The 16,712-nt window shown below is 43.2% G+C and carries 15 protein-coding genes and 1 tRNA gene; 12 read left to right on the forward strand and 4 right to left on the reverse strand.

Going from position 1 to position 16,712, the window contains the following annotated elements:
• Positions 1 to 102 precede the first annotated feature (102 nt).
• The 3 genes from PI95_RS37250 to PI95_RS22270 all read right to left on the reverse strand — a co-directional run bounded on the left by PI95_RS37250 (position 103) and on the right by PI95_RS22270 (position 4,060).
• Positions 103 to 1,749 carry a caspase, EACC1-associated type gene (locus PI95_RS37250; protein ID WP_052325822.1) on the reverse strand — a complete coding sequence of 549 codons (1,647 nt, stop codon included), beginning with the start codon at positions 1,747 to 1,749 and terminating at the stop codon, positions 103 to 105.
• Between the two features lie 90 nt (positions 1,750 to 1,839).
• Positions 1,840 to 3,279 carry an EAL domain-containing protein gene (locus tag PI95_RS22265; protein WP_163519095.1) on the reverse strand — a complete coding sequence of 480 codons (1,440 nt, stop codon included), beginning with the start codon at positions 3,277 to 3,279 and terminating at the stop codon, positions 1,840 to 1,842.
• A gap of 295 nt (positions 3,280 to 3,574) precedes the next feature.
• Positions 3,575 to 4,060 (reverse strand): hypothetical protein, encoded by a 486-nt coding sequence (locus tag PI95_RS22270; RefSeq protein WP_236117150.1) that lies wholly within the window; start codon positions 4,058 to 4,060, stop codon positions 3,575 to 3,577.
• Between the two features lie 124 nt (positions 4,061 to 4,184).
• On the opposite strand from PI95_RS22270, the gene PI95_RS22275 reads away from it, so the two are divergent.
• Positions 4,185 to 4,388, forward strand: coding sequence for a hypothetical protein (locus PI95_RS22275; RefSeq protein ID WP_039753194.1), 204 nt, complete (start codon positions 4,185 to 4,187; stop codon positions 4,386 to 4,388).
• Positions 4,389 to 4,515: 127 nt separating this feature from the next.
• On the opposite strand, the gene PI95_RS22280 is transcribed toward PI95_RS22275, so the two are convergent.
• Positions 4,516 to 4,600 (reverse strand) — tRNA-Ser (locus tag PI95_RS22280).
• A gap of 375 nt (positions 4,601 to 4,975) precedes the next feature.
• Between PI95_RS22280 and PI95_RS22285 the strand changes: the two genes are divergently transcribed.
• The 11 genes from PI95_RS22285 to PI95_RS22330 all read left to right on the forward strand — a co-directional run bounded on the left by PI95_RS22285 (position 4,976) and on the right by PI95_RS22330 (position 16,562).
• The gene (locus PI95_RS22285) at positions 4,976 to 5,344 is read left to right on the forward strand and encodes a 2Fe-2S iron-sulfur cluster-binding protein (protein ID WP_039753195.1); all 369 of its coding nucleotides are present in this window, start codon (positions 4,976 to 4,978) and stop codon (positions 5,342 to 5,344) included.
• Positions 5,345 to 5,585: 241 nt separating this feature from the next.
• The gene (locus PI95_RS22290) at positions 5,586 to 6,107 is read left to right on the forward strand and encodes a thermonuclease family protein (protein WP_039753197.1); all 522 of its coding nucleotides are present in this window, start codon (positions 5,586 to 5,588) and stop codon (positions 6,105 to 6,107) included.
• 249 nt (positions 6,108 to 6,356) lie between these two features.
• Positions 6,357 to 7,256, forward strand: coding sequence for an MbnP family copper-binding protein (locus PI95_RS22295; RefSeq protein ID WP_039753198.1), 900 nt, complete (start codon positions 6,357 to 6,359; stop codon positions 7,254 to 7,256).
• Between the two features lie 5 nt (positions 7,257 to 7,261).
• On the forward strand, positions 7,262 to 8,065 hold the full coding sequence (locus tag PI95_RS22300) for a cytochrome c peroxidase (protein WP_236117151.1): 804 nt from the start codon (positions 7,262 to 7,264) through the stop codon (positions 8,063 to 8,065).
• On the forward strand, positions 8,007 to 8,411 hold the full coding sequence (locus tag PI95_RS36140; protein ID WP_236117152.1) for a c-type cytochrome: 405 nt from the start codon (positions 8,007 to 8,009) through the stop codon (positions 8,409 to 8,411). The genes PI95_RS22300 and PI95_RS36140 overlap by 59 nt, the downstream gene beginning before the upstream one ends.
• A gap of 14 nt (positions 8,412 to 8,425) precedes the next feature.
• On the forward strand, positions 8,426 to 9,229 hold the full coding sequence (locus tag PI95_RS22305; protein ID WP_039753200.1) for an inositol monophosphatase family protein: 804 nt from the start codon (positions 8,426 to 8,428) through the stop codon (positions 9,227 to 9,229).
• A gap of 285 nt (positions 9,230 to 9,514) precedes the next feature.
• Complete coding sequence (locus PI95_RS22310) at positions 9,515 to 10,474, forward strand: J domain-containing protein (protein WP_039753201.1); 960 nt, start codon at positions 9,515 to 9,517, stop codon at positions 10,472 to 10,474.
• Positions 10,474 to 11,694, forward strand: a complete 1,221-nt coding sequence (locus PI95_RS22315) for an ATP phosphoribosyltransferase regulatory subunit (protein WP_039753203.1) — start codon at positions 10,474 to 10,476, stop codon at positions 11,692 to 11,694. Before PI95_RS22310 ends, PI95_RS22315 begins: the two co-directional genes overlap by 1 nt.
• A gap of 202 nt (positions 11,695 to 11,896) precedes the next feature.
• Positions 11,897 to 12,121 carry a ferredoxin family protein gene (locus tag PI95_RS22320; protein ID WP_039753205.1) on the forward strand — a complete coding sequence of 75 codons (225 nt, stop codon included), beginning with the start codon at positions 11,897 to 11,899 and terminating at the stop codon, positions 12,119 to 12,121.
• Between the two features lie 84 nt (positions 12,122 to 12,205).
• A complete protein-coding gene (locus PI95_RS22325) occupies positions 12,206 to 12,934 on the forward strand; it encodes an ABC transporter ATP-binding protein (RefSeq protein WP_039753207.1) in 729 nt (242 codons plus the stop codon).
• Between the two features lie 163 nt (positions 12,935 to 13,097).
• Positions 13,098 to 16,562 (forward strand): two-partner secretion domain-containing protein, encoded by a 3,465-nt coding sequence (locus PI95_RS22330; protein WP_163519096.1) that lies wholly within the window; start codon positions 13,098 to 13,100, stop codon positions 16,560 to 16,562.
• Positions 16,563 to 16,712: the final 150 nt, after the last annotated feature.

Genomic DNA, 16,712 nt, shown 5'->3' on the forward strand with positions numbered 1-16,712 from the left:
TCAAAGATACTAATCATTTAATTAGATGCTGGTAGAAGGTCAATTTTACTTTATACCATTTTTTTGTACCCAAATCATATTCCGGACGTGTCTATTAGCATATTACAGTTTACAAGTCTCGATGCGAGAGACAACAGAAGAGAAAAAAAGCACCAACCACTCCCCAGCACCCCAAAAGGGTAAATGTCCTTCTGGTGCAGAGGTGTCAAATTTAATATTATTTAGAGAATCAATCCAATTATTATCTACTTTCCATCCGACGCGATCGCCAAACAATTCCCAGGCTTGTTCATAATACTCGCCGTCATCCTTACCGCCAATGCTGATGTAAATTTGCTTCTGAACAGTGAAGCCAAAGCGCCCATTGCTATATTTTACCCAAAGGCGATCAATCGTGCGTAGGTCTGTACAGGGAAAGTTTAATAGTTCGTCTCGTTCAAAGTAATCATTTTCCTTTTTCCCTACAGCCTGAATCATCACTAAGTAAGTTTCATAGTCAGCTTCTTTCCAATTGCCTGTCTTCAATAAGTCGCGCAGCTTATTATAATCTATACCTTTTTCTGAAGTAATGTCATCTTCATCGGATACAGTTTGTTGAGGTTCGGGTGTCAAAGTTGGCTGCTGGGGAGTGTCGATTGTCGAGATTGGCTGTTCGGGAATTAAGCGATCGTGTATCGGTGCAACATCTTCATCTCTAAGTTTGAGACTTTGCTGATATCGCTTCAAAATTTCCCAAGCACCATCACTGAGAACAGGTTCATCTTCTAATGCCTCAGCTAGAGTTTCTTCATATTCTTGCAAACTCTGCTGAAACTCACGGATTGGTTGAAGAACTTCCTCTTCTATCTTTGCTGCTTCTTCTAAATTTAATTTAAAATCTGTTTGCTTACGATTTAAATGCTTGCGTCCTAAATTCGAGAAACTATTATTTTCAACTGAGAACGCACCATTTTTCACACATTCTTCAACTTCTTTACGATATCCTAATTCTGAGCTAAGGGGTGCATTCGCCAGACGTATTTTATAACCTTCTTGAACAGCATAAATTTCCGGTTTCATCGCAGGTTTTGATTCCTGCGCTTTACGCTTGGCATATTCATGCAGTTCATCTATTGTAATTACACCATCGTTGTCACTATCAGCTGCTCCTTTTTCAATCCCCTCTACTAAATAGCGGGTGTAAACTCCCCCTCCCGCATCTTCAAACGAAACTTGTGCAGCTGTTGAAGAGGTTAACACAGCTCTGCCTTCACCACCTAATTGGGCTTCGATTTCATTCTTAATACTGACAACAACAGCTTCTTTTGCACTCATACCTGATGCAAAAGCACCGCTAAAGCAGCAGTCAAGAATTAACACTTGTCGTTTTGACTTGCTGCGACCCATGTAACGTTCATGAATAAATTTAGCATCTACAGCTGTTCCAATCCTCAGTCCCCCCTGAGGGTTGATTTGTGTGTTGTGACTAACAAAAAACAGATTCCCATCTTCATCTCTATAGCCATGTCCAGAAAAATAGAGCAGCACAATGTCATCAGTTTGACATTTTTCCATAAATAACTGCTCAATCTCCGATCGCATGGCGTCTGAGTCAGGATTAGGCAACAATTTTACTTCATCAAACCCGCCTGTCTTTGAATCCTGCAAAACACGCTGCATTGCTTCGATGTCTTTAACAACACCGGGTAACGGCTTTAAGGGCTTAGACTGATACTCGCTTATTCCAATCAGCAATGCATATTTCGCCATTTTGCTTGCCTAATTTTTAATATATAAATCTTTTATACAGTATAAAGGTGTAGGGTGCGCTATAGCTAATGCCGTAACGCACCCTACAAACTACAAACTTTGATTTGATAAAAGCAGCTTTCTCAACAACTCTGCTTTCTCCAAACTAAGGCGATAAATTTCCGGTTCTGGCTTACCAACAATATGTCCTTGAATATAGTTCACACCTAGCTCTTTGAGTCTCTGCAAGCTTATGGGACTAGCCTCATCCACACCTTCGACTATTACATTTGATGGATTTAAATTATTTGCTCCTACAAGTTCGTGAACAAAGCGAATAATAATATCACATGGTTGATGATGCAGAATCTCTCGGTCAATTTTCACATGACATGGATTCAATCCGGCTAAACGAGAGACTGAAGAATAGCCGACTCCAAAATCATCAATGGCAAATTTAATCTGAAATTTGCGTACATATTCTAACAGTCTATTTTTGAAAGTTTTCAAAGGATACTTGAGGCGAATACCATCTTTATAATGTGGGACTTCGGCTTTTTCAGAAATTTCTAATATAAGATTTCTTGGGGAAATAACTTTATCTTTGATAATATGACGTACTGTTTCAAAGTATGCTGTCTGCATCAAAGATTCTGGATAAACATTAACTGATAATGGTACAATTTCATGGGAACGATTTTGTTTTGCTTTTTGTCTAGCCTCTAGATAAGTTTTTGTGGCAACTATTAGAAAATATCGGTCAAGTTCAACCATGAAATCATGCCGCCACAACTCTGCGGCTTCAAATAAATCTGAAGGTGCGGTTAAGCTATCTGGATTTCTTGCTAAGGCTTCCCAACCGCTAATAAATAAGTCTTCTGAATCTAAATGCAGTACTGGTTCAAAGAATACAATCATTCGTTGCAGACGTTCGCAGAATAATTGAAATCTTTTTTGATGTAAAGATGCAGAAACAAAGCCAAAATCTCTCTTTAAATCATCAATAATAGTAGCTTCGACTAATGCAGGGTGAAGTGGTATTTTCTGACAAGCTTGATAAAAACTTGATAAAATTCTGCCGAATGCATCTTCTAAAAGATATGAATCTTGTTTTAAACCGCAAACAACCATAACTTCAGTTTTTTGTGATGATTGCAGCGGTATTATAACAAGAGCTTTAACAATACCTTTTTTAGTTTCATAGATTTTATAACTTCCATGATGACCGGGATAAAATACTGATTTATCCGAAATAATCGGCAAAATTATTGATTTGAAAGTTTCAATATCTGTATCTGGTTCTATATCTTCAGCTAAATTGCTTTGTGCTTTAACAAGCCAGTTTTCTTGACCGCGATCGCGTAATACAAAAACCAAATCTGCGTCAGATGAATCTTGAATTATTTCTAAGATGCAATTTGCTACATCATTAGTTGAACTATTATTTACAAAGTCTGTCAGCCGTGTTATTAAACTATTTATAAAAAATTCATATGGTTCTAAAAAGTTATGCAAATAAGAAGTTTGGGAATGTAGAATTACGTCGGACATGCTTTTTTACAATATTATATTTGGGATGACATCAATTATTGTCATTCCTACATGATTGATGTTAGTGATAATTTTAACAACTTAGTAGAGGAAATAAGTAGTAATAATACATACGGGAAAGCCGAACATTTTAATGTTCGGCTCACTTGAAGCGCCCGCTTTGAAGCGATCGCATAAAAATTTGGCGCTTTCATATATAAGCGCGTTCACAAAGTGACTCTGTAAGAGTATCGCCCAGGATAAACGCAAGTTATATGGGCGTGCGATCGCGCTTATATTGAGACTACAACAATGCCTAAATGTTCAACAAATCGAGCGTTTGTTCCAAGTGCATCTTAGCTTTGTGCAAATTAAGCAATGCTTCTTGGTCATAACGTTGAGGATACTCTAAACGCTTGCCTTGCATCGTTGCTTTAATTAATGCCGCTTGCTGATCTGTAGGTTGTCCCATCTGATCCAACGCTTGTCCTAAGTCCTGATAGCCTTTAAAGCTCATTCTTGTCAATCCTTCCCCTTCCTTCATCTGACGCAACGCAATATCCGCAAACGTCAGCAAAGCATCAATCCAAGCAGTTTTATAAGCAGGGTTTCCCAGTGGTTTAAGTCCATACTGCTTGCAGAGTCCTTTTAGTTCCCTTGGAATGAACGTGGACAAAAATGGACAGCCTTGTTTACTAGATCCTCGATACCCCACGACATTTTCGGATGAAGGCTGTCCATTTTTGTCTATTGTTTGTGAATCCCCAAGGGTTTTGATTTCTAGTTCAGAACGTGTAAACATGGAATTGTCCATTTTAAAAAGGTGGATATTGGCAGGGGTTCACCGTCCAAAGTTTTACCCTGCCAATTAATCATTAATCCACATGCTAACTCCTGTTTAAACTAATATTTACAATTCTTAATTAATGCCTAACCCCAAAGGGAACCCAGAAAGTTTAAAGCCATTTACTACCGATAGGGATGAACCATTAGTAAAACAAATTAACGTGCGAGTATCAACGTCAATGTACGTGAAACTAAAATCTGTTGATAATTACCCTGAGTTTGTGAGGCAGGCTATAGCAAAGGCTTTGAGTGAATTAGAGGATAGTGATGATGATTTTACTTAAAGTAATTACTTTAAGTAAAATGAACAAGGTATCTCTATCAATATTTATAATTTTTCCTTATTCAACCATTCAATCATTTATAGACTGAACAAAAATGGTTGAAAGCCATATACTACTGTAAGAAAAACGGAGAGACAGGGATTCGAACCCTGGTTAAGTTGCCCTAAACAGCATTTCCAGTGCTGCGCCTTCAACCACTCGGCCATCTCTCCAGATGCCACAATTTATAATAATACTATAGAATCCCAAAAGATGCAAAGATATTTTTTTGGGAATGGGGAGTGGGTAATGGGGAATGGTGAGCCAGCGCGGTCTTGGGGGTCTCCCCCATGAGCGACTGGCGAACCCCGAAGGGGGGAATGGGGAATGGTGAGCCAGCGCGGTCTTGGGGGTCTCCCCCATGAGCGACTGGCGAACCCCGAAGGGGGGAATGGGGAATGGGTAATCGGGCAGGGGGGCAGGGGGAGAAATATTTCTTCTTTCTTACCGATGCCCAATGCCCTATGCCCAATGCCCTATGCCCAATGCCCTATGCCCTATGCCCAATGCCCTATTACCAATTACCAATTACCCAATCCCAAATCAAGATGTCTCGTACATACACAATTAAAGTTCGCGATCGCGCTTCTGGTAAAGAATACACCCTAGAAGTGCCAGAAGACCGCTACATTCTGCACAGTGGCGAAAAACAAGGGGTAGAACTGCCGTTTTTGTGCCGAAATGGTGCTTGTACTACTTGTGCTGTGCGAGTGCTGTCAGGAGAAATTTATCAACCGGAGGCGATCGGACTTTCCCCAGAGTTGCAGCGTCAAGGTTATGCGCTGTTGTGTGTCAGTTACGCACGTTCTGATTTGTACGTGGAGACACAAGACGAAGACGAAGTTTATGAACTTCAATTTGGACGCTATTTTGCAAGAGGTAAAGTTAAAGCGGGTTTACCTTTAGATGAAGATTAAGGAGTTGTTAGTTGATAGTAGTTAGTTGATGATTGTTAATTGTTAGTTGATGGTGAACCACTGCGTTGCGGGGGTTCCCCCCGTTGTAGCAAGTGGTGAACCCGAAGGGTTGTTATTTGTTAATTGATAAGAAATATACGTAGGGTGCGTTAGGATGAAATCCGTAAGGCACCCTACAAATACTAACCACTAACATCAATTAACCAATAACCACTAACCAATAACCACTAACAATTAACCAATGATTAAAATCATAATTTTAGCTTGCCTGTTACTTCTAGTGGGTTGTCAACCTAAAACCCCGCTTGCTGACAATCAGCCGTTGGTGAAAGTGGCGCGGGTGGTGAGCGGGCAGACGTTGGAGGTGCTAGGCTTGGCAGAGCAACCCAATTTGATTTCTCAGGTACGGTTGGTTGGTATAGAAGCACCAGATTTGCGCCAGCGTCCGTGGGGAGATACGGCGAAAGATACGTTAGAAACGATGATTGGTGGTGCAGAACAATATGTCAAGCTGGAATTTGACATCCAAGCCAAAGACAAAATCGGGCGGACTTTGGCTTATGTGTGGAAAGATAAGGTGTTCTTGAATGAACGGCTAGTCAAACAAGGGAATGTGCTGTTTGTTGCGCGATCGCCTAATCATAAATACGACCAACTTTTAGATCGCGCTCAACAATGGGCTAGACTCATGCAACAAGGCATTTGGAACCCGGAAAAACCCATGCGTCTGACTCCGGGTGAGTTTCGCCGTCAAAATCGTTAAACAGACTCTTTAATTAAAAACTTGCTAAAAAAAGAGTGTTTTTCAACGCAGAGAAGCGCAGAGTCAGCGCAGAGTCACACAGAGTTTTTTGTGATGAATTTGGGCAATTTTGTACTAAGACAAGTTGTCTTTTGACAAAAGATGGCGATGAATGATATGGGTGTAATTAACAGTTGTAGTAAGCGATTTATCGCTTGAAATTGAGCGATAAATCGCTCACTACGAATTTTCACATTAGTCTGAATTGCCATGAAATTAAATGTAAAGTTTATTTGGGCGATTTTAATAACAATCCCATTCTTAAATACTCAGTCCAAAGAAGCGATCGCCTCTCAACCCGAAGAAGTTACAATCAAATTTGCGGGTAAGGTCGGTAATAATGCCTTTAGTTGTGGCACTAGTTATCAATTAGGCAAACCTGCTAAAACTGTTACTGCTTTAGATTTCCGCTTTTACGTTTCTGACATTGCGCTGATTGATGCTAATGGTAAAGCTGTTCCCCTCAACCTCAAGCAAGATGGTAAATGGCAATATCAAAACGTCGCTCTCATCGACTTTGAAAATAAAACTGGTGGTTGCGTTAATGGTACAATTGAAACGAGCGATCGCGTTATCGGTACAATTCCCAAAGGCAATTACAAAGGCTTAAAATTTACCTTGGGTGTTCCCTCTAACCTGAATCATGAAGACTCCACCCTTGCCCCTTCACCTTTAAATCTCACCTCATTATGGTGGAATTGGCGTTTTGGATACAAGTTTGCTCGCATCGATTTTGAAAATCAACGTACTGCCCAAGCAACCATGCACAAGCAGCACCAACATAATGATAAAGAAAATGGCAACGGCTTTCTCATCCATTTAGGTAGCACCGGTTGTCAAGCAGAAACTTCTACCCAAAAACCCGCAACAGAATGTAGCAATCCCAACACATCAACTATCACCTTTACTAACTTTAATCCAGCCAAAAACATCGTTGTTGCTGATATAGCTAGACTGCTAGCAAGCACAAATCTCAACCAAAATCAGCCAAATACATCACCTGGATGTATGTCAGAACCTAATGACAATGACTGCGCTGGCATTATGGCAAGCTTTGGTATACCTTTTAATGGCATCTCACCAAAACCAACTTTTTTTCGAGTTGAGTAAAGCACATGATTTTTAAGTGGAAACGCTGGTTTGCTTTAACAGTGATTTTCGCACTAACATTCTGCTTATCTATCGGTCTGAGTAAAGTTTTGTCAGCACCAAACACTGCTTACGTCTGGAATATCCCGTCTTGGATGCCAAAGCCAGTTATACCTGCTGATAACCCGATGACGGCAGAAAAAGTGGAACTCGGTCGTTATCTCTTTTATGAAAAACGCCTTTCTATTAATGGGGAATTTTCTTGTGCTTCCTGCCACATTCAAAAGCTAGCTTTCACCGATGGTAAAGCGATCGCTGTGGGTGCAACCCAAGAAAATCACCCGCGAAATTCAATGAGTCTGGTAAATATAGCTTACAACTCCGTTTTCACTTGGGCACATCCAGGGATGAAAAAGCTAGAGGTGCAAGCATTGATACCGATGTTTGGCGAACATCCCGTAGAAATGGGTTTGACAGGAAAGGAAAATGATATTTTGCAGATGTTGCGAGAAGACCCTAATTATCAAAAGTTGTTTGCCGCAGCCTTTGATAAAGGAGATAGTAACATTAATCTCAAAAACCTCACAAAAGCTTTAGCTTCATTTGAACGCAGTTTGATTTCTGCCAACTCCCCCTATGACCGTTACCGTTATGGTAATGATAAAAATGCTATCTCAGCAGCGGCGAAGCGAGGTGAGACACTGTTTAATAGCGATCGCTTAGAATGTTTCCACTGTCACGGTGGCTTCAACTTCAGCGACTCAATCAAACATGAACGTTTGGCGTCCCTTGGAAATTGCTTTTCACAACACAGGACTTTACAATATTGATGGTAAAGGAGCATATCCACCTAATAATACTGGAGTGTATGAGATTACACATAAACCGTCGGATATGGGTCGATTTAAAGCGCCCACATTAAGAAATATTGCTTTGACTGCTCCGTATATGCATGATGGCAGTATTCCTACTTTAGAAGAAGTTATCGACCACTACGCAGCTGGTGGTAGAACTATTGATAGTGGGGTAGGAAGTAAAAACCCATTCAAAAGTAACTTTATTTCTGGGTTTAAATTGACTCAACAGGAAAAGCAAGATTTGTTAGAGTTTCTGCGAAGTTTAACGGATGAATCGTTTATCAATAATCCGGCGATCGCTAATCCACAAGTTCAGTAAAAAATAAACTAGATATGCAAATTTTCCTAGATATTGCTACAGAAGCAGCATTAGCTGCCGGTGCGGTTTTGCAAGGTTACTTGGGTAAGTTAGAAGACGCAGTTACCGAAAAAGGACGCCCTGGTGATTTAGTCACCGCTGCTGATAAAGCTTCCGAAGTGGTAATTTTGGATATTTTGCGTCGCCACTTTCCAGAACACTCTATTTTAGCGGAAGAATCAGGTAAGTTAGGAAATCAAGACAATGAATATCTTTGGGCGATCGACCCTTTAGATGGTACAACTAACTACGCTCATCAATATCCATTTTTTGCAGTTTCCATTGGGCTGTTAATTAATGGTGTTCCGCAAGTTGGTGTAATTTACGACCCATTCCACGATGAATTATACCGTGCAGCCACGGGTTTAGGAGCAACGCGCAACCGTCGTCCGATCAAAGTTTCCGAAACCGCTGAATTAAGTAAAAGTTTGTTAGTTAGCGGATTTGCTTACGATCGCCGCGAAACATCCGATAATAATTATGCCGAATTTTGTCACCTCACCCATCTAACCCAAGGAGTTAGGCGCAGTGGTTCCGCATCTTTAGATTTAGCACATGTCGCCTGCGGACGTTTAGATGGCTATTGGGAAAGAGGTCTTTCACCTTGGGATATTACCGCTGGCATTATTTTACTACAAGAAGCCGGCGGTAAAGTCACAGCTTACGATCGCACTCCTTTAAAAATTGAGTCAGGTAGAATTCTTGCCACTAACGGTCACATCCACGACCAGCTAAGTCAGGAATTACAGCAAGTTCCCCCTTTGTCAGCGTGGGGATGAGGGGAGTGGGGGAGTGGGGGAGTGGGGGAGTGGGGGAGTGGGGGAGTGGGGGAGAAGGGGGACAAGGAGACAAGGGGGACAGAGGTAAATTTTGACTCCTAACTCCTAACTCCTAACTCCTAACTCCTAACTCCCCACTCCTAACTCCTAACTCCTAACTCCTAACTCCCCACTCCCCATTCCCCACTCCCCACTCCCCAAGAGTGTTAAATTTATAGCCATTTCTCAGAAGCAAAGTACACTAGTAAAATCTAATGGACTGCTTGGTGCAAAGCTTCTCTCTATATGTCTTGGAAAATAGATCGTGGACTGTTTAAATATGATTTCACAGATTATCACGCAGTTTTGTGCGTTACGGTGGATGCGGATGTAAAAGATATTCGCAAACGCTATCTGAAAATCGCTCGTCGTCTGCACCCTGATAGTAATGCTAGCGCTAGCGCTGCTGAGAAACAACTAGCTACTGAGTTGTTATCAAAGTGGGTTAATCCTGCTTATGAAAAACTCTCAGCCGATCGCACGCGCACAGAATATATGGTAGTTTTGTCGCAAATGGGCAAACGCTTGGTACAAGAATCGTCTTCGGTGGAACTGAACACCGATTTGGCTAGGCAGTTAGCTAGTGTACCAAATGTGGATCATGTATACAAAAGTGCGATCGCTAAAATTGCCGAAACTCAATATGACTCTTTAGAAAAAGTCCTACAAATCGTTGCTTATGTCAGTGAGTTAAATTTAGTTTACTTAATGCGGACTGCGGGTAAATCATTTGCAGCTTCCCAGCAAGCAACCCAAAGCAAAATTAACACAAGTGTACCTACCCCAAATAAAGCTACTAATACACCTCCTCCTGCCCCACCAGCACCACCAAAAGAAGATTCTGTGGCAATTCAGTATTTGCGTCGCGCCCAAGAATTGCTCGGAAAAAATCAATTGGCACAAGCTAGGGTAGAATTGCAAGATGCCATAAAACTAGAGCCTAATAATAGTCGCTGTCATAGCTTGATTGGAGTGGTGTATTTGAAGCAAAATCAAAGCACAATGGCAAAGGTTCACTTTGACCGCGCTCTGCAACTAGACCCCAATGATGAAACCGCATTGAAGGGTAAACGCGTACTAGAACAGGCTTTGGGACAAAAACCAGGTAGTTCTAAAGTGGCTTCATCCTCAAATGGGGGTAAGCAACCAGATAAATCTGGCAATGGTGGTTTATTTGGCGGTTTGTTTGGTGGGAAGAAAAAATAATGGTGTATCAACCAGCAGCGGGTGCAAGGGATTTATTACCCTTAGATGTAGCTCAAAAACGCTGGATTGAAGATAGGTTAGAACAAGTGTTTCACCGTTGGGGATATCACAGGATTATCACCTCAACTTTAGAACGCATGGATACTCTCATGGCGGGAGAAGCAATCGATCGCAAAAGAGTGATTCAACTGCAAAATTCCGAAGATGAAGAATTAGGCTTGCGTCCAGAACTCACAGCCTCAATTGCGCGTACCGCTGTAACACGCATGGCTGGTGTTACTTATCCGCAACGCTTGTATTATAATGCCAATGTGTTTCGCCGCACCACAGAAAGCAGGCACAATCGCCAGCAAGAATTTTATCAAGCTGGGGTAGAGTTGCTTGGTGGTGGGGGATTGTTAGGAAATGCAGAAGTGCTGTTGTTAGTGGCTGATTGTCTGCAAGCACTTTCAATTTCACATTGGCATTTAATTTTAGGCGAAGCGGGAATCACGCGATCGCTTTTATCGGCTTTTCCCCCAAATCTACAAGCTACAGTCAGAAGTGCGATCGCTAATTTAGATCGTATCGCTCTCGACAGTTTACCCTTGAGCGATGAACTCAAACAACGCGCCAGAATCATCTTAGATTTGCGCGGAAACCCAGCAGATGTTTTGGAAAAAGTCAGCAATTTGGGATTAGATGCCGAACAACAAACGGCGGTAAATCATCTCAAATCTCTGGTAGAATTATTAGAATCCAAAGGGGATTTACCGTTAATTCTTGACCTCAGCCTGATTCAAACTATAGATTATTACACCGGCATTGTGTTTGAAGTTGTCAGCGATACCGAAACGCAAGCGCGGGTTTTAGGGCGGGGTGGTCGCTACGACCAGCTTTTGGGACTATATCATCCCCAAGGCGAAAATATCCCCGGAATTGGCTTTGCACTCAATATCGAAGATTTATACCAAATTTTGTTATTAAATAAGTATTTACCGCAAGTCACCCCAGCCAGCAATTATTTGGTAGTACCAGAAACAGCAAATGCTTACGCAGCGGCATTTGCTTACGCGCAAAAACTCCGAGATTCTACAGATTTGGTGCGGGTAGAAATCGACTTGGGGGAACGTGACGCAGAAGCAATTCGCGAATATGTACGCGATCGCCAAATTGCCCAAATTGTCTGGATTAAGGCTGATGGATCGCCGAGAATTGAGTCAATGGTCAAGAGTCAATAGTCAAGGGTCAATAGTCAAGGGTCAATAGTCAAGGGTCAAGGGTCAAGAGTCAAGGGTCAAGAGTCAAAATATCTTTGACTTTGGATTTTGGACTTTGGACTTTGGACTTTAGATCCTGGACTTTGGATTGATGATTAAGTATTGTTGCTAGGCTATAAATAGCTGATTCAATACAGCTATGAGCGATCCAAAGAGGGGAATTATGCCACATACTATTGTTACTAATGTTTGTGAAGGTGTCGCAGATTGCGTCGATGCTTGTCCAGTAGCTTGCATTCATCCGGGACCGGGCAAAAATACCAAAGGAACAGATTGGTATTGGATTGACTTTGCTACCTGCATTGACTGTGGTATATGTCTTCAAGTATGCCCGGTAGAAGGAGCGATCGTTCCCGAAGAAAGACCGGATTTGCAAAAAACACCATAATAGTTATTAGTCCAGAGTCCATAGTCAATAGTTATTTGACTTTTGACTCTTGACTGTTGACTCTTGACTCTTGACTTTTGCCCAATGACTAATGACTATTTATTAGAAGTTAACGATGTCCGCGCTGGATATATTAAAGACGTGGATATTCTGCAAGGTGTAAATTTTCGGGTGGAAGCGGGGGAATTAGTTACAGTAATTGGTCCCAACGGTGCTGGTAAATCCACCTTGGCAAAAACGATTTTTGGACTTTTGACACCTCATACAGGTACAATCACCTTCAAAGGTGAAAATATTGCCGGACTAAAGTCAAATCAAATCGTCCAGCGGGGAATGTGCTACGTACCGCAAATCGCCAACGTTTTCCCCTCCCTCAGCGTGGAAGAGAATCTAGAAATGGGTGCTTTTGTCCGCAATGTTGCTTTAAAGCCGTTGAAAGATAAAATATTTAGCATGTTTCCCAGATTAAGCGATCGCCGTCGTCAACGTGCTGGTACACTTTCTGGTGGAGAACGTCAAATGCTAGCTATGGGCAAAGCTTTGATGTTAGAACCGAGTTTGCTGCTATTAGATGAACCTTCAGCAGCATTATCTCCTATTTTGGTAACGCAAGTATTCGAGCAGATTAAACAAATTAATCAAAGTGGTACAGCGATCGTACTAGTAGAGCAAAACGCTCGTAAAGCCTTAGAAATGGCTGATCGGGGTTATGTCTTAGAATCTGGACGCGATGCTATCACAGGCGCCGGTCAAGACTTGTTGAACGATCCCAAAGTCGGTGAATTGTATCTTGGTGCCGGGAAGAGGCATTAGGGAGATGGGGGAGCCAGTTGATTAAGTTTTGTCAAGAAAAAGCGGCTTTGGCATAAAACTCACACTTCTAAAGCTGAGAAGTATACAGAAGTTACTTTAACTTCCAGCAATTGTGGTTTACTGAAAACTGGTGCAACTGCTAGAAAGTGGTGAGGGGAGTGCAATGTCTAAGATGAGTATTCGTTTGGGCTGGTTCTTAGGAATTGCGACATGCAGTGCGATCGCTTTCTCTACAAATTGTGCTTCTGCCCAAATTACCCCAGATAGCACTCTGCCCAATAATTCCATCGTCACACCAAATGGCAGCACCCTCAATATCACAGGAGGAACCCAAGCTGGTGGTAACTTGTTCCACAGCTTTAGCGAGTTTTCTGTTTTGAATGGCGGCACTGCTTTCTTTAATAATGCTCTGGATATTCAGAATATCATCAGCCGCGTAACGGGTAGGTCAGTTTCTAAAATTGATGGGATAATCCGCGCTAATGGCACTGCTAACCTATTTCTAATTAATCCCAATGGAATTATTTTTGGGCAGAATGCTTCACTGAATATTGGCGGCTCGTTTGTGGCAAGTACGGCGAATAGTCTGAAATTTGCTGATGGCACAGAGTTTAGCGCGACGGTTCCCCAAACGACACCCCTGCTGACTGTGAATGTTCCCATTGGCTTACAATACGGGACGAATCCGGGAAGTATCCTCAGTCAATCTCAGGCTACTGATAGCAGTGGTGAAACCATTGGTTTACAGGTACAGCCTGGTAGAACTTTGGCGCTGGTTGGTGGTAGTGTAACGTTGGCAGGTGGTAACTTGAGGGCAACAGGAGGACGCATTGAGCTAGGAAGTGTGGCTGGAGCAGGCTTGGTTAGCCTGAAGCCAACGGACAATAACTACACTTTAAACTATGACGGCGTACAAAATTTTCAGGACATTCAACTGTCCCAACAGGCTTCGGTAAATGTCAGTGGGGAAGGTAGTGGTGCTATTCATTTTCGGGGTGGGCGTATCACATTCACTGATGAGTCTGAAATATTTGCAGATAACTTAGGCAAACAAAGCGGTGGCGGCATCTTTATCCAAGCAGGGCAGTTGAATGTTGAGGGTTTGTCTTATGTTCGTGCTAGCACGTCTGACCTAGGAAAGGGCGGCGATGTAACTATTGAGACAAACAATTTGACTGTCCGAGATGGGGCACAGATAGTCGCTGATACTAACCTTGGTAGCGAGGGACCAGGGGGGAACTTAAGCGTGAGTGCAAGGGAATTCGTAGAACTTAGAGGAACCTCAACAGATGGGCAGGTTGCCAGTGGTTTATTTACTGGAACACGAGGCGCAGGAGCAGCTGGGAGCTTGAGGGTTCAAACAGGACGGTTAACTGTCCGGGAGGGAGCACAGGTATTGACTGGTAATATTCCTGGTAGCAACGGAGCGGGGGGAAACTTGAGTTTGATCGCTTCGGAGTCCATAGAACTAATTGGTATCTCAGATGTTTTTCCCAGCGCTTTGTTTGCTGAAACCTATGGTGCTGGATCTGGTGGGAACTTAACAATTCAAACAGGAAAGTTGGCTGTCCGGGAGGGAGCAGTCGTATCTGCTAGGACTTTTGACCAAGGAGTTGGGGGAAATTTGAGCGTGACTGCAAGAGAGTCCGTCGAATTGGTTGGAACCGATGCTTACGGTCGAGAGAGCAACTTATCTACTCAGACACGAGGTACCGGAAGTGCCGGAAACTTGACAATTAACACCCGTGAGTTGCGAATTCTTGATGGGGCACAAGTATTTAGTAGCACATTTGATAGAGGCAAGGGCGGGAATTTGACCGTCACAGCCGATAAAGTGCAACTAATTGGTACCACTGCCAATAATTCCAGTGGCTTGTTTGCTCAATCTAGCCCCTACTCATCAGGGGATGCGGGAGACCTGACAGTTAACACCCGTGAATTGTTTATCCAGGATGGGGCACAGGTAAATGCTGGCACATTTGGTAGAGGCAAGGGTGGCAATTTAACTGTCACAGCCGACAAAGTTCAACTGATTGGCGCTTCCGCCTATCGTCAGGTTCCCAGCGGCTTGTTTTCTAGCGTTAACCTATACGCAACTGGAGATGCGGGAGACTTGACCATTAATACCCGTGAATTGCTGATTCAGGATGGAGCACAGGTAAGTACTGGTACATTTGGTATCTTTGGTAGTGGCAAGGGCGGGAATTTGACCGTCACAGCTGACAAAGTGCAACTGATTGGTACCGTTACCTTTGCCAATGGTCAGTTGTTTCCCAGCGGCTTGTTTGCTCAAGCTGACCCAGGTACAACCGGCAACGCGGGAGACTTGACCATTAATACCCGTGAATTGCTGGTTCAGAATGGAGCACAGGTCAGTGCTGCCACATATGGTAGTGGCAAGGGCGGGAATTTGACTGTCTTAGCTGATAAAGTGCAACTGATTGGTATCTCTGCCAATGGTCAGTTTGCCAGCGGCTTGGGTGCTACTGCTAACCCAGGTGCAACTGGGGATGCAGGTTCTTTGATCGTTAATACCCGTGAATTGCTGATTCAGAATGGAGCACAGGTCAGTGCTGCTACATATGGTGGTGGCAAGGGCGGGAATTTGACTGTCATAGCTGACAATGTGCAAGTAATTGGTCGCTCCGCTGGAGGTAGGGTTAGAAGTAGTTTGATTGCTGGCACCGAAGGGGCAGGAAAGGCAGGAGACTTGACTATTACCACACAGCAGTTGCTTATTTCTGACGGAGCGCTAACTGTCAACAGCCGTGGAGAAGGCGCAGCGGGTAATCTTGATATTACCGCTAGCTCCGTGCGCCTTGACAACGGTGAGATTACAGCACAGACTCTCTCTGGTAATGGCGGCAACCTCACGCTGAACATCGCTGACTTATTGCTGCTGCGTCGTGGCGCTCAAATCTCTACCACCGCAGGCACGGCACAAGCTGGTGGTAATGGTGGCAATATTAATATTGATGCTCCCAATGGCTTCATCGTTGCCGGAGCAAGGGAAAATAACGACATCACCGCTAATGCGTTTAGTGGCAGTGGAGGGAGAGTCACAATTAACGCTACTGGCATTTATGGTATGACAGTGCGTAGTCGTGAAGACTTAGTGAGGCTACTAGGAACTAACTTAGACCCTCAACTGCTACCAACGAATGACATCACAGCAATTTCCCAGACAAGTCCGACTTTAAACGGCACTGTAACAGTCAACACCCCAGATGTTGACCCGAGTCGTGGCTTAGTCAACTTGCCAACCGTACCACTTGACACTGAAGTGTCCCAAGTCTGTCAACCACGTTCAGCAGAAAATCAAAGCAGTTTTGTCATTACTGGACGTGGTGGCTTACCCCCCAATCCTAGAACCGATCTCCTCACTCCTGACGCAGTTCAAGTAGATTGGGTAACGCTTAACCCAAATAGTAACAACCGTACTCCAACTGTTATAAAAAATCCCACTGCGACTCCACCACAACCTATTATTGAGGCTACTGGGTGGGTGCGAAACGAAAAGGGAGAGGTGGTTTTAACAGCCAATCCGTCTACAGTTACCCCTCATAGTCCTTGGATAACCCCTGCATCTTGCAATACTAAAACGTCAGTATCCGAATCTAGGCAATAGACCTCTTGCACTCATTCCCCCAAAACCCCACCCCCAACCCCTCCCCGCCTGCGGGGAGGGGAGACGTTGACGTAAGTCAACGGCGGGGTGGGGTTCTTCTTTTTGATTTATGCAAGAAGTTTAATATCTTGCTCAACGAAGTACGACCAG

It is taken from the genome of Hassallia byssoidea VB512170 (assembly GCF_000817785.2).
In the GTDB taxonomy this organism is placed as follows: domain Bacteria; phylum Cyanobacteriota; class Cyanobacteriia; order Cyanobacteriales; family Nostocaceae; genus Hassallia; species Hassallia carrinoi.